20 protein-coding genes are annotated in these 20,903 nt (G+C 71.7%); 16 read left to right on the top strand and 4 right to left on the bottom strand.

Annotation, left to right across the window (positions count from 1 at the left end; genetic code table 11):
- Nucleotides 1-317: 317 nt before the first annotated feature.
- Entirely contained in the window at nt 318-3,002 is a 2,685-nt protein-coding gene (locus ACQP26_RS19465) for an AAA family ATPase (protein WP_433493607.1), read from the bottom strand.
- A gap of 97 nt (nt 3,003-3,099) precedes the next feature.
- Between ACQP26_RS19465 and ACQP26_RS19460 the strand changes: the two genes are divergently transcribed.
- Nucleotides 3,100-3,513, top strand: coding sequence for a hypothetical protein (locus ACQP26_RS19460; protein WP_433493606.1), 414 nt, complete (start codon nt 3,100-3,102; stop codon nt 3,511-3,513).
- 177 nt (nt 3,514-3,690) lie between these two features.
- On the opposite strand, the gene ACQP26_RS19455 is transcribed toward ACQP26_RS19460, so the two are convergent.
- Nucleotides 3,691-4,926, bottom strand: a complete 1,236-nt coding sequence (locus ACQP26_RS19455) for an MFS transporter (protein WP_433493605.1) — start codon at nt 4,924-4,926, stop codon at nt 3,691-3,693.
- A gap of 88 nt (nt 4,927-5,014) precedes the next feature.
- On the opposite strand from ACQP26_RS19455, the gene ACQP26_RS19450 reads away from it, so the two are divergent.
- A complete protein-coding gene (locus tag ACQP26_RS19450) occupies nt 5,015-5,635 on the top strand; it encodes a CGNR zinc finger domain-containing protein (protein ID WP_281577379.1) in 621 nt (206 codons plus the stop codon).
- A 32-nt stretch (nt 5,636-5,667) separates the two neighbouring features.
- On the opposite strand, the gene ACQP26_RS19445 is transcribed toward ACQP26_RS19450, so the two are convergent.
- Nucleotides 5,668-6,456, bottom strand: coding sequence for an SAM-dependent methyltransferase (locus tag ACQP26_RS19445; protein WP_269705277.1), 789 nt, complete (start codon nt 6,454-6,456; stop codon nt 5,668-5,670).
- A gap of 154 nt (nt 6,457-6,610) precedes the next feature.
- On the opposite strand from ACQP26_RS19445, the gene ACQP26_RS19440 reads away from it, so the two are divergent.
- The 8 genes from ACQP26_RS19440 (at nt 6,611) to ACQP26_RS19405 (ending at nt 14,008) form a co-directional block, all read left to right on the top strand.
- The gene (locus ACQP26_RS19440; protein WP_433493604.1) at nt 6,611-8,620 is read left to right on the top strand and encodes a hypothetical protein; all 2,010 of its coding nucleotides are present in this window, start codon (nt 6,611-6,613) and stop codon (nt 8,618-8,620) included.
- A gap of 32 nt (nt 8,621-8,652) precedes the next feature.
- Nucleotides 8,653-9,048 (top strand): hypothetical protein, encoded by a 396-nt coding sequence (locus ACQP26_RS19435; protein WP_433493603.1) that lies wholly within the window; start codon nt 8,653-8,655, stop codon nt 9,046-9,048.
- 418 nt (nt 9,049-9,466) lie between these two features.
- Complete coding sequence (locus ACQP26_RS19430) at nt 9,467-9,769, top strand: urease subunit gamma (protein ID WP_269705280.1); 303 nt, start codon at nt 9,467-9,469, stop codon at nt 9,767-9,769.
- A complete protein-coding gene (locus ACQP26_RS19425) occupies nt 9,766-10,131 on the top strand; it encodes an urease subunit beta (protein WP_332367315.1) in 366 nt (121 codons plus the stop codon). Before ACQP26_RS19430 ends, ACQP26_RS19425 begins: the two co-directional genes overlap by 4 nt.
- Nucleotides 10,128-11,831, top strand: a complete 1,704-nt coding sequence (locus ACQP26_RS19420; protein WP_433493602.1) for an urease subunit alpha — start codon at nt 10,128-10,130, stop codon at nt 11,829-11,831. The genes ACQP26_RS19425 and ACQP26_RS19420 overlap by 4 nt, the downstream gene beginning before the upstream one ends.
- Nucleotides 11,831-12,523: an urease accessory protein UreF gene (locus tag ACQP26_RS19415; RefSeq protein ID WP_433493601.1), complete on the top strand. Its 693-nt coding sequence runs from the start codon at nt 11,831-11,833 to the stop codon at nt 12,521-12,523. Before ACQP26_RS19420 ends, ACQP26_RS19415 begins: the two co-directional genes overlap by 1 nt.
- Complete coding sequence (ureG, locus tag ACQP26_RS19410) at nt 12,513-13,271, top strand: urease accessory protein UreG (RefSeq protein WP_433493600.1); 759 nt, start codon at nt 12,513-12,515, stop codon at nt 13,269-13,271. Before ACQP26_RS19415 ends, ureG begins: the two co-directional genes overlap by 11 nt.
- A 20-nt stretch (nt 13,272-13,291) precedes the next feature.
- Nucleotides 13,292-14,008, top strand: coding sequence for an urease accessory protein UreD (locus tag ACQP26_RS19405; protein ID WP_433493599.1), 717 nt, complete (start codon nt 13,292-13,294; stop codon nt 14,006-14,008).
- Here the strand turns inward: ACQP26_RS19405 and ACQP26_RS19400 are convergent.
- Nucleotides 13,995-14,471: a MarR family winged helix-turn-helix transcriptional regulator gene (locus ACQP26_RS19400; protein ID WP_433493598.1), complete on the bottom strand. Its 477-nt coding sequence runs from the start codon at nt 14,469-14,471 to the stop codon at nt 13,995-13,997. The genes ACQP26_RS19405 and ACQP26_RS19400 overlap by 14 nt on opposite strands.
- A gap of 96 nt (nt 14,472-14,567) precedes the next feature.
- Here ACQP26_RS19400 and ACQP26_RS19395 point away from each other — a divergent pair, with 96 nt between their 5' ends.
- The 6 genes from ACQP26_RS19395 to urtE all read left to right on the top strand — a co-directional run bounded on the left by ACQP26_RS19395 (nt 14,568) and on the right by urtE (nt 20,857).
- Complete coding sequence (locus ACQP26_RS19395) at nt 14,568-15,650, top strand: substrate-binding domain-containing protein (RefSeq protein WP_269705287.1); 1,083 nt, start codon at nt 14,568-14,570, stop codon at nt 15,648-15,650.
- 403 nt (nt 15,651-16,053) lie between these two features.
- On the top strand, nt 16,054-17,298 hold the full coding sequence (gene urtA / locus ACQP26_RS19390; protein WP_433493597.1) for an urea ABC transporter substrate-binding protein: 1,245 nt from the start codon (nt 16,054-16,056) through the stop codon (nt 17,296-17,298).
- Between the two features lie 76 nt (nt 17,299-17,374).
- The gene (gene urtB, locus ACQP26_RS19385) at nt 17,375-18,262 is read left to right on the top strand and encodes an urea ABC transporter permease subunit UrtB (RefSeq protein WP_334459007.1); all 888 of its coding nucleotides are present in this window, start codon (nt 17,375-17,377) and stop codon (nt 18,260-18,262) included.
- Complete coding sequence (gene urtC, locus ACQP26_RS19380; protein WP_281577387.1) at nt 18,259-19,392, top strand: urea ABC transporter permease subunit UrtC; 1,134 nt, start codon at nt 18,259-18,261, stop codon at nt 19,390-19,392. The genes urtB and urtC overlap by 4 nt, the downstream gene beginning before the upstream one ends.
- Nucleotides 19,389-20,165: an urea ABC transporter ATP-binding protein UrtD gene (urtD, locus tag ACQP26_RS19375; protein ID WP_433493596.1), complete on the top strand. Its 777-nt coding sequence runs from the start codon at nt 19,389-19,391 to the stop codon at nt 20,163-20,165. Before urtC ends, urtD begins: the two co-directional genes overlap by 4 nt.
- Nucleotides 20,165-20,857, top strand: coding sequence for an urea ABC transporter ATP-binding subunit UrtE (urtE, locus tag ACQP26_RS19370; protein ID WP_433493595.1), 693 nt, complete (start codon nt 20,165-20,167; stop codon nt 20,855-20,857). Before urtD ends, urtE begins: the two co-directional genes overlap by 1 nt.
- Nucleotides 20,858-20,903 lie beyond the last annotated feature (46 nt).

Below are 20,903 nucleotides of genomic sequence, written 5' to 3'. Positions count from 1 at the left end.
TCTTTCCTGCCCGAATCGTCCAGGTGGCTTGAAGGTCGATCCTAGGCTCGCCACCCGAACCAGGGCTGTCCGTCCGATGAGTTCTTCGGCACGTCTGGGGTCATCAGCGACAGCGCTCCCAGTCGACGACCACGACCGCTCAGAGTCGGCGCGGTGTTGGCCCGAACGACGCTTTCGGCGGTGGGGCAATGGGTCGCGTTTCCGGGCCGGGTGACGGGTACAGCCCAAGGCTGCGACAGACATCCGGTTTGTGTTCCGGCCGGGGCCTACGAGGAACATCTGCCCGGACGCCGCCCGTCTCCTGCGGGCGGCCGTCCTCACTCGGCGGACGCGACCCCGACCAGCGTCGCCAGCTGAGCCCGCGACGTGATGCCCAGCTTGGGGAACGCCTTGTAGAGGTGGTAGCCCACGGTCCGTGGGCTGAGGAAGAGTTGGGCGGCGATGTCGCGGTTGGAGGCGCCGGCGGCGGCCGGCCGCACGACCTCGCGTTCCTGCGCCGTGAGCACGCTGAGCGGATCGCCGGCCGGGCGCGGCGCGGCGGGGACGTCCCCGGTCGCGCGCAGCTCGGTGCGGGCCCGCCGGGCCCACGACTCCGCGCCCAGCCGATCGAAGACCTCCAGCGCGGCGCGGAGCTGCGTGCGCGCGTCCGCCCGCCGCCGGGCCCGCCGCAGCCACTCGCCATAGGCGAGTCGCGTCCTCGCCTGCTCGTACGGCTGGTCGTCGCCGTCGTGGGCGCGGACGGCGGCGACGAAGTGCGCCTCGTCCTGCTCGACCAGGGCCCGGCAGCGCAGGGCGACCGCGTCCGAGGCCGGTTGACGGACATGCCGTGCCCAGGTCACGTAGCGCTCCAGCGGTTCGGCGGCCCGCTCCGGCCGGCCACTGCGGACCGCCGCCTCGACGAGATCGGCGGCGGCGAGCGTCCCGAACCCGGTCGGCGGGATCCGTTCCAACTGCTCCAGAGCGGCGTCCGCGTTTCCCTGACCGAGTTCGAGCCGGCCGAGCGCCCAACGTCCGAGGGTCGCCGCGAGGACCAGCTTGCGCTCGTCGGCCCGCCGGACGCCGTCCTCGGCCCTCGCGCGGCACCCCGCCACGTCGTCCTGATGAGCGAGCACCCAGGCCAGGCAGCAGGTGAGGTGGATGACCCGGTGCTCGTGACCAAGGGCGGTCGACAGCCGCAGCCCTTCGTCGAGGGTGGCCCTCGCCTCCCCGTAGCGGCCCTGTAGCCCTTGCGCGAACCCCTGGTCCTGGAGGGCGAACGCCAGCCAGCCGATCATCCCGCTTCTCCGGCAGTCCGCCACGACCCGGCCGGTTAGTTCCTCACAGAGTGTCGCGCGGCCCGTCGCGAGGGCGGCACCGGCGGTGAAGGTCAGTCCGGGAACGCCCAGCCCGGCGAGCCCGGACGGGTCCAGCGCGCCGCCGGTGAGCGGCAGCCCACCCGCGAGGTCGCCGGCCAGCAGCCGGGCCAGCCCGACCGCCTGGCCGACCAGCGGGGAATTGGTCGCCGGGAGCTCGTGGAGCGCCGTCGCCGCCTGTTCGGCCAGCGGCGCGTCGCCGGCGAACCAGGCGCAGCGAACCGCCTCCACCAGCAGCCAGGTCGCCTGCTCGGGCCCGTGCGCCGCCACCCGGGGCGCGGCGTCGAGGATGATCCGGCCAGCGGCCGGCGGGGTGCCGAGCTCGACCTCACGGTGGGCACGTACCTGGGTCAGCGCCACGATCATCGCCGGGTCGTCCACGTCGGGCGTGGCGCTTGCGGCGAGCGCGGCGGCGCGGTCGGTCAGACCGGCGTCGCTCGCGGCCAGCGCCGCCGCGGCGAGCCGAGCGGATCGGCGTACCGGATCGACGGTGAGCTCGGCGGCCCGCTGGTAGGCAGCCGCCACCGCGGCGTGACCGCCTCGGGTACGGGCCCGGCCCGCCGCCTCCTCCAGCTGCCACGCGACACCCTCATCGGGACCGAGCGCGGCGGCGGCCAAGTGCCAGATACGCCGGTCGGCGGCGTCGGGCGAGGCCGAGCCGCTCAGCGCGTCAGCGAGCGCCCGGTGTACGGCGAGGCGGCGGCTCACCGACGCGCTCTGGTACGCGGCCGCCCGGATGAGGGGATGACGGAAACCGACGGCCGTCCCGTTGATCCCGATCAACCGGCTCCGCTCGGCGGCTTCCAGACCGTCGAGCGGAGCGCCGGCGGCGACCAGCGTGGCGAGGTCGCCCGAGCCTTCCGCCGCCGCGACCAGGAGCGCGGTACGGGCGGCCTCGGGCAGCGCGGCCACCTGCGCGAGGAAGGCCTCCTGGATCCGCTCCGACACCGGCATCGCCCCCACCGGCGACAACCGCCCAGCCCGCTGTTCGGGAGTCAGCGCGGCCGACAGCTCGATGAGCGCCAACGGGTTGCCGGCCGACTCCTGGACGAGGTGCGCCCGAACCTGCGGCGGAAGATCGGCGGGAAGCAGGGCGGCGGCCGCCGTGTGGTCGAGCCCGGCGAGACGGTGTTCGGGAAGGCCGGTGACCGGGAGGTCCGGACGGGCGGCGAAGATCATGGCGACACCCTCGGCCCCGAGCCGGCGTGCCGCGAACACCAGGGCGTCGACGGACGCCTCGTCGCACCATTGCACGTCGTCCACGAGGCAGAGCAGCCCACCGTCCCCGGCCAGCTCCGACAGGAGACTCAGGGTCGCCAGACCCACCAGGAACCGGCTCTCCGGTGGCGCGTCGCGCAGTCCCAAGGCGGCGCCGAGCGCCCTCACCTGCGCGTCGGGCAGCGCGTCAATCCGGTCGAGTCCGGTCCGCAGAAGCATGTGCAGCGCGGCGAACGGCAACGCCGCCTCGGACTCGATGCCGACAGCGCGCACCACCCGCATGCCGGTCGCCCGCATCGCGGCGTACTCCAGCAGCACCGACTTGCCGATCCCCGGCGGTCCCCGGAGAACCAGGGCACCGCTGCGACCTTCCCGGGCGCCGTCCACCAGCCGGTCGATCTGCGCCTGTTCCTCGACCCGCCCGTACAGCACGACTGGCAACCTACCGTCACGATGACGGATTCGGCATGGCCACCAGCTCCGTAGCTTCGTGAGCAGACGCACGTCAGCACCACGAAGGGACTTCGAGATGGCCACCATCGCCAGCACCGCCCGGACCGCCGACGACGCCAAGCTGCTCCGCTTCGCCCTCAAGCAGGACGCGATCGGCTCAGGTGCCAACGGCGTCGTCTACCTCGCCGCCGCGGCGATCTTCGGCCGGATGTTCGGCCTTCCCGCCGGTCTCCTCTACCCCGTAGGCGTCTTCCTGGTCGCCTTCGCGGCCGCCCTGCTCTTCCTCGCGTCGAGGCCGACGGTGAGCCGACCCGCCGTGGTAGTCGTGATCGCCCTCAACATCGCCTGGGTCGCCGCGAGCGTCGAGCTGCTCGTCGCCGGCTGGTTCCCGTTGACCACCCTCGGCGCCGCGCTCGTCATCGCGCAGGCGGTGGTGGTCGCCGGCTTCGCCGCCCTCCAGATCGCCGGCCTGCGCCGGACCGCCTTCTGATTCGTGCTGATCCCCGGGTGCCCATTCCGGACCGGAGCGCGGGGGGATCTCGCAGGCCGATCCGGCCGGCGCCCGTCCAGTGATCGAGACGCCCGTACCGTCTGCGACAACCCACGGTGTGCGCTGAAGTCGATCGCTCTGGCGTGGACCGCCCGGCGGCGGTGCCGGTAGTCCTCTCTAGACGCGGGTCGGCCGGGTGGCCGCGGAACTGGACGTACCGCCACCGGCGCTTGCGTGACGAGAGTCCGCGCCGTGACTGAGAGGGAGTGCGGGCCGGATGAGTCGTTCGCCGAGAGCCAGCACCAGGGCGGCCACGCCGAGCAGGGCGCCGATCAGCACCGTGGCGCGCACACCGTGGCTCGGCAGGGCCAGGCCGCCGACGAACGCGCCGGCGGTGATGCCGACGTTGACCGCGGCGGAGACTGCGGCGGCGGCGAGGTCGGAGCGACCGGGGGCCACCTGCAGTACGAGACCGCCGAGCGTCGCGGTGAACGCGGCGAATGCCAGTCCGGCCAGAGCGATCAGGCCGACGGACACCGACGGCCGTTGGCCGAACGTGTACAGGCCGAGCAGTGCTGCCGATTGCAGTGCGACGGTCGTGAGGAGAGCGAGCCACGGGCTGCGGTCCAGCAGCGCGCCGACGGCGAGGATGCCGAGCACGCTGGCGATGCCACGCACGAACAGGATCGCCCCGACTGACGCGGCAGAGAATCCGCTGACCTCGGTGACGAAGAGGGCGACGTAGGTGTAGGCGGCGATGGCGCCGGCGGTCGCCAGGACGGCCATCGCCACCAGCAGCCAGAAGCGTCGGGCATCGGGCGTCGCACCTCGGGCGGCGTGTCCGTCTTCCGGCCGCGTCGAGGGCAGCAGCGCCGCCACCACGACGAGCACGACGGCGCCGAGCCCGGCTACCGCCAGGAACGATGTGCGCCATCCGGCGCGGTCGCCCAGCCAGGTGCCTGCGGGCACTCCCAGGGCCAACGCGACGGTGCCGCCGGCGAACACGACCGCGACGACCCGCCCGCGTCGTGCGGGCCGGAACAGCTCAGCCGCAGCCGGCACCACCACGGCCCAGAACAGCGCATGGGTCGTTGCGGTGACCATCCTGGCGACCAGGAGCAGCGCGAAGGTGCTCGTCAGTGCCGTGACGGCGGTGCTGAGAACGAAGCCGGCCAGGAGCGCCGACAGCAGCCGGCGGCGAGGGAACCTGCGGACCAGCGCCGTCAACGGTACCGAGGCGACCATCACCACCGCGCCGTACGCGGTGACGAGCATGCCCACCTGCGGCGGCGAGACGGCCAGGTCCACCGCCATCGGAAGCAGCAGCCCGACCGGCAGCGCCTCGGCGGTGGTGTAGAGGAACGTCCCGCCGGACAGTCCGATCAGCGCCCCCACTGCCCGTACGCGTCTCATCTGGCCCCCTGTTTCCGGTAAAAGGACTTACGATGGCAACACGCTAGCGGCGCCCGTCGATGCAGGTCAACTGGTAAAGTGAGTTTCGATGGAAACACTTGAGGGTGTGACGCGGGTGCGCCTGGTGGGCGGCAACCTCGCGCTGGACTTCATCAACACCCGTACCGGTCCGCCCGTCGGATCTCCGGACGGCGACGTGCTGACCGGCTACCCCGAGCTCGTCGCCTGGAGCGTGTACGCGGGTACGCTCAGCGAGCCGGAGGCGGAGGCGTTGCGGCGGCTGTCACGCGATGATCCGGCCGGCTCTCAGACCGCCTTCGCCCGATCGCTGCGGATCCGCGACGACCTCGACGACGTGTTCCGGGCAGTCGCTGCCGATCGCAGCCCGGGCAGGTCCGTGCTGGCCCGTCTGCGGGACGACGAAGCGGACGCGCTCGGTCATGCACGACTCGACCAAGGGCGTACGTTCGAGTGGACCTGGCGGGACGACCAGACCCTTGCCCGGCCGCTGCGGCCGGTGGTGCACGCGGCGGTCCAGCTCCTCACCACCGGCGCACTGGACCGGATCAAGGGATGCGGCGGCTGTCGTTTCCTCTTCCACGACGAGAGCAAGAACCGCAGTCGCCGCTGGTGCAGCATGGACGACTGCGGAACGTCCGAGAAGATGCGCCGCTACGTCGCGGCGCGACGTACCCGCGCGACGAGCTGAGCCTGGCCCGTCACGATCCGGCGGCGCGGCTGTCAGTCGAGCCGGCCCACCCCGCAATAGGTGGAGAAGCGGCGAGGGTCCTCGTCCGGGTCGACCGGCCAGTCGGGCCGCCACTCGGGCAGTTGCACCAGCCCTGGCGGAATGAGGGTGTAGCCGGTGAAGAGCCGTTCGATCTCGGACCGGCTGCGTAGGGTCATCCGGGCGGTGTTGGCGTACCCCTGGTTGTAGGTGTCGCGTAGCGCCAGTGCGTCGGAACGTTCGTCGGAGGAGGCGTGTGACAGGGCGAGGTAGCTGCCCGGGGCGAGCCGGTCGCGGTAGTGGGCGATGATCGGCGCCGGGTCGGTGGTGAGCTGGTGCAGCACGCCCACCAGCAGGACCGCGACCGGCCGGTCGAGGTCGAGCACGTCGCGCAGTGTCGGGTCACCGAGCACCGCCTCGGGCTGGGTGAGGTCGGCGTGCAAGACCACGGTCCGCGGGTCGTCGGCCAGGAGGCGTCGGCTGTGGTTGTACGCCACGGGGTCGATGTCGACGTACGCGACGACGGTGTCCGGGGCGGCCTGGCCGGCGACCTCGTGCACGTTGCCCACCGTGGGGATGCCGGAGCCGAGGTCGAGGAACTGCCGGATGCCCGCGTCGACGAGCGCCCGAACCGCGCGACGCAGGAACGCGCGGTTGGCCCGCATGATGTGCCCGATGTCGGGCATGGCCTGCTCCATGCGGGCCGCCAGCGCACGGTCCGCCGCGAAGTTGTGCGACCCGCCGAGGAAGTAGTCGTAGACCCGCGCAGGGCTGGGCGTGTCGAGATCGGGGGTGAGGTCCATGACACAAGTGTCCGTCGATACGCCTGTTCCGCGCTGTCCTGCGACACCCGACGACGTTCCTTGAGGGTGTCCACGACGTGCGGAAAGCCGGAAACGCGTTCTCCGAATGACGTTCGCTTCCGTAGGATCTCCGGCGATCAAAGGGGATGAGACGGTGGGCGACTTCCAGCAGTTCGTGACAGATGTGACCTCGCGTCTGTCCACCATGTCCAGGGGTGAGTTGTACCTCGTGGGCGACGGTCTCGACCGGGACTCGCTCTGGCTCACGTTCCTCGAGTCCTTCCCCGCCGGCACCAATCTGCGGTTCCGTGAGCGGTCCGAGTACGACTGCTCGACCTGCCGGGGGTTCATCAAGCACTTCGGCAACGTCGTCGAGATCCACGACGGGCGGGTCCGTACCGTCTGGTCCGGGGTGTCGGCATCCGACCCGGTCTTCTCCGTCGTCGCCGCCGCGATGGACGAGTTCGTCCTCTCGCTGCCGTTGTCCACCATCTTCCGGTCCAGCCAGGCGCAGTACGGGACGAAGACCACCCGGACGCTGCGCGACGGCCAGGTCGAGGTGTGGCATCACCTGCACGGCCGGGTGGCAGAGCGGCATCACACCGAGGACGTCGGCGCGGCGCAGGGCACCTTCGACGGCGCGGTGCAGGTCTTCCGGCGTGGCCTGGCCGAGCTGACCCGGCACGCTCTGGACACCGTGGTCGACCTGATCGACGACAACGCCCTCTACCGCGGCACGGAGCATCGTCCGGCGGTGACCGAGTTCCGGTCGCTGCAGAGCCGGTGGGCGAAGGCGACCGACGGACGCGCCTTCGTCTTCGCCAACGCCATGAACCCGGCGGCACGTCTGCGCAACACGGTGATCGGCACTCTCGTCCAGGATCTCTCCGCGGGCGTCGACCTGGCGCAGGCGGTCCGGTCGTTCGAGACGAAGGTGGCACCGCAGAACTACCAGCGACCCACCGCGTTGATCACCCCGGCCATGGTCAAGGCTGCCATGAAGACCATTGACGAGCTGGGTATCGAGGATTCGTTGCAGCGACGGTTCGCCCGGCTGTCCGACGTGTCGGTCACCAACGTGCTGTGGGTGGACAACGACACACAGCCGCTGATGAAGGACGGCATCGAGGGGCTGCTCATGCAGGCGGCCACCACGACGTCGACGGGCGCGCGCCTTCGTGACGCGAAGCCGGAGGAGGTTCCCGTGGTCTCCTTCATGAAGGACGTCCTGCCCGGCGCCACCACCATCGACCTGTGGGTCGCCAACGCCTACGAGCCGCACTTCGTCAGCCTCACGACCGGGCGCCACGCGGCTGCTCCGCGGTTGTTCAAGTGGGACAACGATTTCGGCTGGTCGTACGGCGGCAACGTCACCGACTCGATCCGGGAGAAGGTCAAGCGGGCCGGCGGCAACGTCACGGGCAAGCTGCGGGTGAGCCTGTCCTGGTTCAACCACGACGACCTCGACCTGCACGTGTTCGAACCCAACGGCGACCACATCTGGTACCAGGAGAAGCGCAACAAGCTGGACGTCGACATGAACGCCGGCGGGCCGCTCTCCCGTGAGCCGGTGGAGAACGTCACCTGGGCCGACCGTGTGCCCGACGGTGAGTACCGGATCGAGGTGAACCAGTACCGCAAGCGGGACAGCGCGCAGGTCGGCTTCGTGATCGAGACCGAGAGCAACGGGAAGATCGAGCATTACCGCCACGAGCGCGCGGTCGGCCACAAGGAGACCGTCGAGGTGGGCCGGATGACTGTCTCCGGCGGGGTGATCACCGCTTTCCGGCCGGGTAAGGACGTGCAGCAGGGCAGTGCGGGCAAGGAGTTGTGGGGCATCACCACCGAACAGTTCGTACCGGTCTCCACCGTCATGTACTCGCCGAACTACTTCGACGACCACGAGGTGGGCAACCGGCACTACTTCTTCATGCTGAAGGGGTGCGTGAACGACCAGCCGACGCGGGGGATCTACAACGAGTTCCTCCGCGCCGATCTGCAACCGCACCGCAAGGTGTTCGAGGTTCTCGGCGACCGCACCAAGTGCGAGCCGTCGCCCGATCAGCTTTCCGGCCTCGGCTTCAGCTCCACGGTACGCAACTCCGTGGTCGCCAAGGTGACCATGACCGGCGGCCGCCGCCGCCTCATCAGCATCCAGTTCTGATTCCCACCCCGACATCGGGGAGAGAGGCCATCGTGACCATTTTTGAGAAGGCCACGCGGGAGAAGTTCCGCTATCCGTCGGCCAAGGGGCAGCTGACCACGGAACAGTTGTGGGAACTGCCGCTGACCGCCAAGTCCGGCTTCAGCCTCGACGACGTGGCCAAGGCGGTCAACGCCGAACTCAAGGCCGTCGACACCGAGTCGTTCGTCGCCACCGAGGCCAATCCGGCCAAGGCGACCCTGGAGACCAAGCTGGAGGTCGTCAAGCACGTCATCGCCGTCCGCCTCGCGGAGGACCAGGCGGCGAAGGCGGCGGCGGCCAAGAAGCTGGAGAAGGAGAAGCTGCTGGCGGTCCTGGGCCGCAAGCAGGACGCGGTCCTGGAAAACCTGACCGAGGCAGAGCTGCTGGCACGGATCAACAACCTGTAGCCCGCCTGCGGTCGGCCTCGGCCAGCCGGTCCGCACATCGACCGGACGCCCCGTCATCGGCTTGGGCGTGCACGGGATCGGGGACACGACCCACAGGCTCACGGTGCGCGCTGAGATCGGCTCGGCGCGCACCGTCTGCGTATTCGCCGGCACCCGATCCCTCATCCCGAGCACACTGTTGCCCCCGCCGGTGACGATCCTCTACGGTCGGCTGAAGCGGTGGGCGGTGCGGTCCGCATCCGACCGACACCGCCGGGTGCCCCTCGCGCGGGCCGGGACGGTGGAGTCCCGGGCCACCCCGTCGGGGGCGTCGCGGCGGTCGTGTGACTCCAGCTCGTCCTCCGGGTGGTGCTGCCCGGCGCGGCTCCGCGCGGAGCCGGCGGCGAGCGGGCCACGCCGACCCCCACCGGAGAGTCCCGTGTTCCTCAGCCCGCACGAACAGGACCGCCTGCTCGTCCACGTCGCGGCCGACGTCGCTCGCCGCCGCCGCGAGCGCGGCCTGCGACTCAACTATCCCGAAGCCGTCGCGATCATCGTCGCCTTTCTGCTCGAAGGGGCCCGCGACGGACGGTCGGTGGTCGACCTCATGGCCGCCGGCCGGACGGTGCTCGGCCGCGAGGACGTCCAGGACGGCATCCCCGAGATGCTGAGGGAGGTGCAGGTGGAGGCGACGTTCCCGGACGGTACCAAGCTCGTGACGGTGCACCACCCGATCCCGTGATCCCCGGGGAGATCCTGCCGGCGGCCGGCCCGGTCGAGATCAACGTGGGTCGGCCGGTGACCACGGTGGTCGTGGTCAACACCGCCGACCGCCCGGTGCAGGTCGGTTCGCACTACCACTTCGCCGAGGCCAACCCGGCCCTGATGTTCGACCGGGCGGTCGCCTGGGGTCAGCGTCTCGCCGTTCCGGCGGGAACCTCGGTCCGGTTCGAGCCGGGCGTGAGCCGCGACGTCGAGCTGGTCCCGCTCGGCGGCGCACGCGTCGTGCCCGGTCTGCGCGGCGAGTGCGCCGGGCCGCTGGACGAAGCGCCACCGACCGCGCCGGAAACGGACGCGCCGACGAGCGACGGGCCGGCGCGGTGAGCGCCGTGCGGCGGGACCGCTACATCGACTTGTACGGGCCGACCACCGGCGACCGCATCCGGCTGGCCGACACGAGCCTGCTGATCGAGGTGGAGACCGACCACTGTGTGGGCGGCGACGAGGCGGTCTTCGGCGGCGGGAAGGTGATCCGCGAGTCGATGGGCCAGTCGCGGGCGACCCGCGCCGAGGGCGCCCTCGACACCGTCATCACCGGTGCGGTGGTGCTCGACCACTGGGGCGTGGTCAAGGCCGACGTGGGTCTGCGCGACGGGCGGATCGTGGCGCTGGGCCGGGCCGGTAACCCGGACACCATGCCCGGCGTGCACCCCGAGCTGGTCATCGGCCCGGCCACCGAGGTCATCGCCGGCAACGGCCGGATCCTCACGGCCGGCGCCGTCGACACCCACGTGCACTTCATCTGCCCGGAGATCGTCACCGAGGCGCTGGCAAGTGGCATCACCACACTCGTCGGCGGCGGCACCGGCCCCGCCGAGGGCACCCGGGCCACGACCGTCACCCCGAACGCCTGGCACCTGGCCCGCATGCACGAGGCGCTGGACACCCTGCCGGTCAACGTGCTGCTGCTCGGCAAGGGCAACACCATCTCGCCGGAGGCGCTGTGGGAGCAGTTGCGCGCCGGCGCGGGCGGTTTCAAGCTGCACGAGGACTGGGGCACCACACCGGCGGCGATCGACGCCTGCCTGCGGGTGGCGGACGCCTCCGGGGTGCAGGTGTCCATCCACACCGACACCCTCAACGAGGCCGGTTTCGTGGCCGACACGCTGCGGGCGATCGCCGGCCGCGCCATCCACTCGTACCACACCGAGGGGGCGGGAGGCGGGCACGCGCCGGACATCATCACGGTGGCCGGCGAGCCCAACGTGCTGCCGTCGTCGACCAACCCGACCCGGCCGTACACCGCCAACACCCTCGCCGAGCACCTGGACATGCTGATGGTCTGCCACCATCTCAACCCGTCCGTGCCGGAGGACCTGGCCTTCGCCGAGAGCCGCATCCGGCCGTCCACCATGGCCGCCGAGGACCTGCTGCACGACCTCGGCGCGATCTCGATCATCGGCTCCGACTCGCAGGCGATGGGCCGGGTGGGCGAGGTGATCCTGCGAACCTGGCAGAGCGCGCACGTCATGAAGGAGCGGGTCGGCGCGCTACCAGGCGACGGCGCGGCCGACAACCACCGGGCCCGCCGGTACGTGGCGAAGTACACCATCTGCGCGGCCATGGCGAACGGGCTGGACCGGGAGGTCGGCTCGGTCGAGCCGGGCAAGCTTGCCGACCTGGTGCTGTGGGAGCCGGCGTTCTTCGGCGTACGACCGCACCTGGTGCTCAAGGGCGGCATGATCGCGTACGCCCAGATGGGTGACGCCAACGCGTCCATCCCGACGCCGCAGCCGATGCTGCCGCGCCCGATGTTCGGGGCGTACGGTGCCGCCGCCTCGGCTACCAGCCTGGCGTTCGTCGCGCCGGCCGCCCTCGACGCCGGGCTGCGCCTCGACGTGCGGCGACGGGTGGTGCCCGTCGCGGACGTGCGCTCGCGGGGCAAGGCGGACCTGCCGGAGAACGACGCGATGCCCCGGATCGAGGTGGACCCGGACACCTTCACCGTGCGGATCGACGGTGAGGTGGTGGAGCCGGACCCGGTGCCACGCCTGCCGATGGCCCAGCGGTACTTCCTGTTCTGATGGCGACGTCGAGTCTGCTCCTGCTGCTGGCCGACGGCCGCTTCCCGGCCGGTGCGCACGCCCACTCGGGCGGCCTGGAGGCGGCCGTCGCCGCCGGCCGGGTCACCGACCTGGCCACGTTGGAGGCGTTCCTGGCCGGCCGGCTGGCGACCGCCGGGCTGGTCGGTGCGGCGTTCGCGGCGGCGGCGCACCGGGCGGTGACCTCGGCCGGTTCCGCCGTACGCCGGTCCACGCTGGCGTTGCTCGACGCGGAGCTGGACGCCCGGACGGCGGCGCCGGCGCTGCGTACGGTGTCCCGTCGCCAGGGACGGGCTCTGCTGCGCGCGGGCCGGGCCATCTGGCCGGAGGCGTCCTTCGACGACCTGCCCGCCACACCGGGTGGAGCGCACCAGCCGTTGGTGCTCGGGCTGCTCTGCGCCGCCGCCGGCCTGAGCCGCGTCGAGACCGCCACGGTTGCCACCCACGGGACGGTGACCGGTGCGGCCAGTGCTGCCGTACGCCTGCTCGGCCTCGACCCGTACCAGGTCCAGGCCCTGCTGGTCGGTCTCGCCTCCCGGTGCGACGGCACCGCCGCCGCGGCGGCCCGGGCCGCCGACGACCCACCCGAGCGGCTGCCCGCGGCAGCCGCGCCCCTTGCCGACATCCATGCCGAAGCTCATGCCACCTGGGAGGTGCGTCTCTTTGCGTCCTGAAACCGTTGCGCCCGATGCCGACCGGAATCCCGCCCGGCACGACGAGACCGTTCCGCACACCCACCCCGAACCGGGAGTGGACCCGCATCCGCCGCTGACACAAGCCGGCCGGGCGCTGCGCGTCGGCATCGGCGGGCCGGTCGGGTCCGGCAAGACCGCCCTGGTGGCGGCCCTGTGCCGGGCGTTCGCCGGCGAGCTGCGGCTCGGCGTGGTCACCAACGACATCTACACGACCGAGGACGCCGACTTCCTCAAGCGGGCCGGCGTGCTGGACCCGGCCCGGATCCGCGCCGTGGAGACCGGTTGCTGCCCGCACACCGCCATCCGGGACGACATCGGGGCCAACCTCGACGCCGTGGACGAGTTGGCCGAGGCGGTCGGCCCGCTGGACCTGGTGCTGGTCGAGAGCGGCGGGGACAACCTGACCGCCACCTTCAGCCGGGGCCTGGTGGACCGGCAGATATTCGTGGTCGACGTGGCCGGCGGGGACAAGGTGCCGCGCAAGGGCGGACCCGGTGTGACGTCCGCCGACCTGCTCGTGATCAACAAGACCGACCTGGCACCGATGGTGGGCGCGGACCTTTCCGTCATGGACCGGGACGCGCGGGCCCGGCGCGGCGACCTGCCGACCGTGTTCCTGTCGATCGTCGGCGACACGGCGGCGGGGCCGGTCGCCGACTGGATTCGCCACGAACTGGCCCACCACGCGGCAGCGCATCCGGCCGCCGCGCGGGGCGGCCCGGTCTGATGCGCGCGTACGCCCGGCTAGTGGCCCGGGCAGACGGCCGGGGCGGCACGGTCCTCGCCGAGCTACGCGGTGAGACGCCGCTGCTGCTGCGACAGACGCCCGGCAGCGGTCGTGCCGTGACCGTGTACGTCGTCGGCGGAGCGGCCGGCCCGCTCGCCGGCGACGACCTGCGGCTGGACATCGACGTGGGACCGGGGGCGGCGGTGCGGGTACACACCGTCGCCGCCTCGGTCGCCCTGCCCGGCCGGCCCGGCGTCGCGTCGCGGATGGCGGTCCACGCCGTGGTGCACGACGGCGGCGCACTGCACTGGCTGCCCGAGCAACTGGTCGCGGCGGCCGGCTGCGCGCATCTCGCCGAGTCCCGGGTGGAGCTGGCCGCCGGGGCGAGGCTGACCTGGCGCGACGAGGTGATCTGCGGCCGGTACGGCGAGGTGCCGGGCGGCGCCGTCGTCCACACCCGGGTCGACTACGACGGCCGGCCGCTGCTGCGCCAGTCGCTTGCCGTGGGACCGGGTGCGCCCGGCTGGGCCGGCCCCGCGGTGCTCGGCGGCGCACCGGCCACCGGGTCGCTGCTGGTGGTGGACCCGTCGCTTCCCGACGAGCGGGCGACGGTCGAGGGTACCGTCGCCCGGCTGCCCCTGGCGGGTGGTCCGGCGACACTGTGGACCGCCACCGCTCCCGACGCGCACACGCTGCGCGCTCACCTCGACGGGGAGCCGCTGCTCACCGAGGTGTAGGGAGGCGAAGGCCGGCCGCTTCGGCGTTGTCGCGGCGACCCGCCGGGTCGAGCCGGGCGATCAGGTCGGCGAGATGGTCGAGCAGGGCGGTGTCGGCCGGTACGCCCGCCTCGCCGAGGCTGGTCCGGACCCGTTCGTCGACGCGGGCGTGCTCGCGGCGGCCCCGGGCGGTCAGGTAGGCCCGGATCCGCCGGCGGTCCAGCGGGTCGATCCGCCGGAACACCAGGTTCCGGTCGACGAGCTGGTCGACCAGCTTGGTGAGGGTCCCGGGCGGCAACGACGCCTCGGCTGACACCTCGCTCATCGGATGGCCCTGGCCGTCGGCGAGCAGGCAGAGCACCCGCCACGCCTCGGTGGTCAGGTCGTCGTCGGCCAGAACGGCGGCCAACCGGCGGGAGAGCAGCCGTTCGGCGCGGGTGAGCGAGCGCAGCAGATCGGCTGGCGCCCCGGGCACGTCTGACATGGAACTCCCTGGGCCGGTGGCCCTGTCATCGTAGCGACTCGTCCCGCTCCGTGGAGAGCTGTGGTTTTCCCACGTCGGCCGGGCAATCATGGGCTCATGTCCGCGCCGGCACCGCCGTGGCTCACAGTCGATCGGGCCGTGGTCAGCATCGCGCTGGTGTACCCGATGCGCGGGCCGGCGGGAATGTTCGGCCCGACCTGCGAACTCTGCGCCCAGCTCGCGGTCGAGGAGATCAACGCCGGTGGCGGGGTGCTGGGCCGCGAGGTGCGGCTGGTGCCGGTCGACGGCGGCGCCCCGCCGGCCGAGGTGGCCGCCCAGGTGGAGGCGCTGGTGTCGATGGGCGCGGTGCAGGGCGTGACCGGCTGGCACATCTCCTCGGTGCGGCAGGCGCTCGCGCCCCGGGTCGCGCACCGCGTGCCGTACGTCTACACCGCCCTGTACGAGGGCGGTGAGCGTACCGAAGGGGTCTATCTGACCAGCGAGACACCGGATGCCCAGCTGTGGCCCGCGATGCGGCTGCTCGCGGGGGAGCAGGGCGTGCGCCGCTGGTTCGTGGTCGGCAACGACTACGTGTGGCCCCGGCGCACCGCGCGGGCGGCCCACCGGTACGCGCTGCGCGGCGGTGGCCGCGTGGTGGGGCAGGCGTTCCTGCCGTTGGAGACGCACGACTTCGACGACGTGTTGCGCCGGATCGAGCGCAGCGGCGCCGACGCCGTGGTGATGCTGCTCGTCGGCGCGGACGCGGTGCGGTTCAACCGGGCGTTCGCGCGTGCCGCGATGGACCAGCGCTGCCTGCGGCTGAGCACCCTGATGGACGAGAACATGCTGCTGGCCAGCGGGGCGGGCGCGACGCGGCGGCTCTACAGCACGGCGGGCTTCTTCGCCGGCCTCGTGACGCAGGAGAACCTCGACTTCCACGGCGAGTTCGCCCGCCGGTTCGGGGTGGAGGCGCCGCCGCTGGGCAGCCTGGGGGAGTCCTGCTACGAGGGCGTGATGCTGCTCGCCGCCCTGATCGGGCAGGCCCGCACCCTCGACGTACGGGCGATCGAGACGGCTGCCGACACGGTGGCGTACCACGGGCCGCGCGGTCGGCTGCAGCTGCGCCGGCGGCACGTGCGTCAGCGGATCTACCTCGCCGAGGCCGACGGCCTCGACTTCACCGTGCTCGCCCAGATCTGACCGTCCGATGCGGACCCTTGACACGTCCACCCGGCCCGGCCCTAAGATACTTCCTGCGTGAAGTATCTGTCCCGGAGGGTGGATACCGCGATCTCCTGTCCACCGTCGGCGGAATGCGTCCGCCGACCATTCCGGTGGCAATTTTTTCACTGCGTTGACCACGGCTGAAACCGCCTTACACCAGGCGGTTGCGGCCGTTGTGGCGTGCGTTCTCTCCGCTGTGCGGGAAACAGTCAATTAAGGACTGGGAAACGTCCGCGCAATCATGCCGGTCGACGCTTTGCGTGCCCGTAACCAATGCGATGACCGTAGTTGACGTCCACCCGTCGGCCCCGGCGTCGCCAACTCCACCGGACCGCACCGACCGTCCTTTCGCTACCTGAGTGCACCGCAGGGAGATTAGATGTCACTTCTTCGGAGCCGCCGCATCATGGCGGGTGCCATGACCCTCGTCGCCGCGGTCGCCGTGACCGCGTGCGGCAGCAAGACCGGTGACGAGGGCGGCGCGGCCGGCGTCACCGCCGACGTCTCCGGCAACACCGTCAAGGTGGGCCTGCTCAACTCGCTCTCCGGCACCATGGCGATCAGCGAGGTCACCGTCCGCGACTCCATCATGCTCGCCGTCGAGGAGATCAACGCGGCCGGCGGCGTCCTCGGCAAGAAGATCCAGCCGATCGGGGAGGACGGCGCCTCGGACTGGCCCACCTTCGCGGAGAAGGCCGAGAAGCTCATCTCCGAGGACCGGGTGGCCGCCGTTTTCGGCTGCTGGACGTCGGCCAGCCGCAAGGCGGTCAAGCCGGTGTTCGAGAAGAACAAGGCGCTGCTGTTCTACCCGGTGCAGTACGAGGGTCTGGAACAGTCGCCCTACATCTTCTACACGGGCGCGACGACCAACCAGCAGATCGTCCCCGGGCTCGACTACCTCAAGGCTCAGGGAACGAAATCGGTCTACCTGGTCGGCAGCGACTACGTCTTCCCGCGCACGGCCAACAAAATCATCAAGGCGTACGCGGCGGCGAACGGCATGACAGTGGTCGGCGAGGATTACGCGCCACTCGGGTCGACGGAATTCGGCACGATCGTCAACAAGGTCAAGTCGTCCGGCGCGAAGGCGGTCTTCAACACCCTCAACGGTGACAGCAACGTGGCGTTCTTCAAGGAGTACAAGTCGGCCGGGCTGACCGCCGCCGCGATGCCGGTGGTCTCGGTGTCCATCGCCGAGGAGGAGGTCAAGGGCATCGGCACCCAGTACCTGGAGGGCCAGCTGACCGCCTGGAACTACTACCAGACCACGCCCGGCGCGGCGAACAACAAGTTCGTGGCCGCGTACAAGGCGAAGTACGGCGCGGACAAGCCGACGAGCGACCCGATGGAGGCCGCCTACGTCAGCGTCTACCTGTGGAAGGCGATGGTCGAGAAGGCCGGCACGTTCGACGTCGAGAAGGTCCGCGGCGCCTCGGACGGAATCACCTTCGACGCGCCGGAGGGCCTGGTCACCGTCGACGGCAAGACCCAGCACATCGCCAAGACCGCCCGCATCGGCAAGGTCGGCGCGGACGGCCTGATCACCGAGGTGTGGAACTCCGGCAAGCCGATCGCGCCGGACCCGTACCTGAAGACCTATCCGTGGGCGAGCGGCCTGAGCTGACGACGCCGGCCCCGGGCGGGCACCGCGACGACGCGCCCCGCCCGGGTCCCCGACCAGCAGTACGGGAGTACCCACCGTGACAGTCCTCTTCGGTCAACTCTTCACCGGCATCAGCATCGGCGCGGTGCTGCTGCTCATCGCGCTCGGGCTGGCGCTGACCTTCGGCCAGATGAACGTCATCAACATGGCGCACGGCGAGTTCATCATGGCCGGCGCCTACACCACCTACGTGCTGCAACAGAGCATCACCGGCGCCGGCCTGTCGCTGCTGGTCGCGCTGCCTGTCGCGTTCGTGGTCGCCGGCACGATGGGGGTGCTGCTGGAGATCCTGCTGATCCGCCGGCTCTACGCCCGTCCCCTGGACACCCTGCTGGTCACCTGGGGCGTGTCCCTGATGCTGCAACAGCTCGCCCGGGACATCTTCGGCAGTCCGAACGTGCAGACCCGCGCGCCGGACCTGCTCACGGGCAACGTGGCCCTGCCCGGCGGGCTGACGGTCGCCAACAACCGGCTGTTCATCCTGGCCCTGGCCCTGGCCGCCGTCGCCGCCCTCACCCTGGCGCTGCGGCTCACCCCGTTGGGGCGCCGGATCCGCGCGGTCGTGCAGAACCGCGACCTCGCCGCGGTGTCCGGCGTACCCACCGCCCGGGTCGACCGGACGACCTTCTTCCTCGGCTCGGGCCTGGCCGGGCTCGCCGGGGTCGCGCTCACCCTGCTCGGCCCGATCGGCCCGACCATGGGCACCAACCTGATCATCGACGCCTTCCTGGTCGTCGTGGTCGGCGGGATCGGCCAGCTCAAGGGCAGCGTGATCGTCGCCTTCGCCCTCGGGGTCCTCCAGGCCACCGGGGAGTACCTCACCACCCTCAGCGTCGCCAAGGTGATCGTCTTCGTGGCGATCGTCGCGTTCCTCCAGTGGCGGCCACAGGGCCTGTTCACCCTGCGGACCAGGAGCCTCGCATGACCGCCGTGACACCCGCGCCGCCGAGCACCGCCGACCCGCCGGCCCCGGCCGGCACCGCACCGGGAAGCCGACCGGGTGGCCGGTCCCGGCTGCGCGCGGCGGCGGGGTTCGCGTTCGGCGCGGCGCTGCTGTTCGCCGTCGCGCCGCTGGCGCTGTCGGACTTCCGGCTGGCCCTGCTCGCCAAGTACCTCTGCGTCGCCATGGTGGCCGTCGGCATCGGCATCGCCTGGGGACGCGGCGGCATGCTCACCCTCGGTCAGGGCGTCTTCTTCGGCCTGGGCGGCTACGCGATGGCCATGCACCTCAAGCTCGCCGACGCGGGTCCCGGTGGGATGCCCGACTTCATGCAGCTGTACGGGCAGCTCGACGAACTACCGGTCTGGTGGCGGCCGTTCGCCAGCCCGTGGTTCGCGCTGCCGGCCACGGTGCTGCTGCCGATGGCCGTCGCCTTCGGGCTCGGCTCACTGGTGTTCCGCCGCCGGGTGCGGGGCGCGTACTTCGCCATCCTCAGCCAGGCGCTCGCCGCCGCCATGGTGATCCTGCTGATCGGCCAGCAGGGGACCACGGGCGGCACCAACGGGCTCACCGACATCCAGGGCTTCTTCGGGTACGACCTGGACGACCCGGTCAACCAGCGGATGGTCTACTTCATCATCGCCGGCGTCCTGCTCGCGCTGCTCGCGCTGGCCCGCCAGATCGTCCACAGCCGCTACGGGGAACTGCTGGTGGCGGTACGGGACAGCGAGGAGCGGGTCCGTTTCCTCGGCTACGACCCGGCGTCGGTCAAGCTCGTCGCCTACGTGGTGGCGGCGGGCATGGCGGGCCTCGCCGGCGCGCTGTTCGTGCCGGCGGTGGGGATCATCTCGCCCGCCCTCATCGGCATCGTCCCGTCGATCGAGTTCGTCATCGGAGTGGCGGTGGGCGGCCGGGCCACGCTGCTCGGGCCGGTGCTCGGCGCGGTGGCGGTCGCCTGGGCGCGTACCGCCCTCTCCGAACGTTTCCCGGGCACCTGGACGTACCTGCAGGGTCTGCTGTTCGTGGTGGTGGTGGCGTTCCTTCCCGGCGGCCTGGCGTCGCTGTGGGCGCTGGCCCGCCGCCGCGCGAAGCGGGCGGAGGTGGAGACACCGTGAGCGACGACCGGCTGGACGGGCTGTCCGTCCGTGACGTGCGGGTCAGCTTCGACGGCTTCACCGCCGTCGACGGCGTCTCGCTGGAGGTGCCCGCCGGTGACATCCGGTTCCTGATCGGGCCGAACGGCGCCGGCAAGACCACCCTCGTCGACGCGATCACCGGTCTGGTGCGGGCCACCGGTTCGGTCTGCTTCGGCGACCAGGAACTGCTGGGTCGCCCGGTGCACCGGATCAGCCGGCTCGGCATCGGCCGGACGTTCCAGACGTCGGCGGTCTTCGAGGAGCTGTCGGTGCTGCAGAACCTGGACATCGCCGCGGGCGCCCGCCGGAGCTGGGCCACCCTGGCCCGGCGCCGGCGGGGGATCCCCGACGAGGTGGCCGCCGCGCTGGAGACCATCGGGCTCACCGGCCGGGCCGACCAGTTGGCCGGCACGCTCGCGCACGGCCAGAAGCAGTGGCTGGAGATCGGCATGCTGCTGGTGCAGGACGCGCGGCTGCTGCTGCTCGACGAGCCGGTCGCCGGGATGAGCCACGAGGAGCGCGACGCCACGGGCGCCCTGCTGGAGAGGGTGAGCCGGGACCGCACGGTGGTGGTGATCGAGCACGACATGGACTTCCTGCGTCGCTTCGCGCGCAGCGTCACCGTGCTGCACGCGGGGAAGGTCCTCAGCGAGGGCACCGTGGCGCAGGTCCAGGCGGACCCGCGCGTGCAGGAGGTCTACCTCGGCCACCCGGTCGACGCCGGGTCGGTCCCCAGCGGTCTGGAGGCATGATGCTGACCCTGCGTGGGGTGCACGCCGGATATGGGCGTTCCCGGGTGCTGCACGGCGTGGACCTCGCCGTCCCGCCCGACGGGGTGGCCGCGGTGCTCGGGCACAACGGCGCCGGCAAGAGCACACTGCTGCGGGTCGCGGCGGGCCTGCTGCGCCCGGCCGCCGGCACCGTCGAGCTGGACGGCGAGGACGTCACCCGTCTCGCGCCGCACGAGCGGGTGGCGCGCGGCATGGCGTACGTCCCGCAGGGCCAGCAGTGCTTCCCGCACCTGACGGCGGCGGAGAACCTGCGCCTTGTCGCCGACGCCCGGCGCGACGGCGCGGTGGCGACGGCGGAGGTGCTGGACCTGTTCCCGGCGCTGCGCCCGCTGCTGCGGCGGCGGGCCGGGCTGCTCTCCGGCGGTCAGCGTCAGCAACTCGCCATCGCCCGCGCGTTGATCACCCGGCCGCGGCTGCTCATGCTCGACGAGCCGACCGAGGGCATCCAGCCGTCGGTGGTCGCCGAGATCCAGGAGCGGATCGTCGAGCTGACCCGGCAGTCCGGCTTCAGCGTGCTGCTCGTCGAGCAGCACCTCGGGTTCGCGCTGCGGGTGGCGAACCGCTACCACGTCCTCGAATCCGGCCGGGTCACCTCGCACGGCGACGGGGGAGTGACGGCGGAGCGGGAGGTACGCGCGGCCCTCGCGGTCTGATCCGGGCCGGTGTCCGATTTACATTGACCGCGGTCTTTACTACCAT

The organism is Micromonospora sp. CA-248089, assembly GCF_050948515.1.
In the GTDB taxonomy this organism is placed as follows: Bacteria; Actinomycetota; Actinomycetes; order Mycobacteriales; family Micromonosporaceae; genus Micromonospora.
This window is presented reverse-complemented; position numbering and strand designations above follow the sequence as displayed.

What these genes read in the sequence shown, in the direction of transcription:
- ACQP26_RS19460 (WP_433493606.1), top strand. Translation starts at nt 3,100, where the DNA reads ATGGCCACCATCGCCAGCACCGCCCGGACCGCCGACGACGCCAAGCTG.
- ACQP26_RS19455 (WP_433493605.1), bottom strand. Translation starts at nt 4,926, where the DNA reads ATGAGACGCGTACGGGCAGTGGGGGCGCTGATCGGACTGTCCGGCGGG.
- ACQP26_RS19450 (WP_281577379.1), top strand. Translation starts at nt 5,015, where the DNA reads ATGGAAACACTTGAGGGTGTGACGCGGGTGCGCCTGGTGGGCGGCAAC.
- ACQP26_RS19445 (WP_269705277.1), bottom strand. Translation starts at nt 6,456, where the DNA reads ATGGACCTCACCCCCGATCTCGACACGCCCAGCCCTGCGCGGGTCTAC.
- ACQP26_RS19415 (WP_433493601.1), top strand. Translation starts at nt 11,831, where the DNA reads ATGGCGACGTCGAGTCTGCTCCTGCTGCTGGCCGACGGCCGCTTCCCG.
- ACQP26_RS19400 (WP_433493598.1), bottom strand. Translation starts at nt 14,471, where the DNA reads ATGTCAGACGTGCCCGGGGCGCCAGCCGATCTGCTGCGCTCGCTCACC.
- ACQP26_RS19395 (WP_269705287.1), top strand. Translation starts at nt 14,568, where the DNA reads ATGTCCGCGCCGGCACCGCCGTGGCTCACAGTCGATCGGGCCGTGGTC.
- urtA (WP_433493597.1), top strand. Translation starts at nt 16,054, where the DNA reads ATGTCACTTCTTCGGAGCCGCCGCATCATGGCGGGTGCCATGACCCTC.
- urtC (WP_281577387.1), top strand. Translation starts at nt 18,259, where the DNA reads ATGACCGCCGTGACACCCGCGCCGCCGAGCACCGCCGACCCGCCGGCC.
- urtE (WP_433493595.1), top strand. Translation starts at nt 20,165, where the DNA reads ATGCTGACCCTGCGTGGGGTGCACGCCGGATATGGGCGTTCCCGGGTG.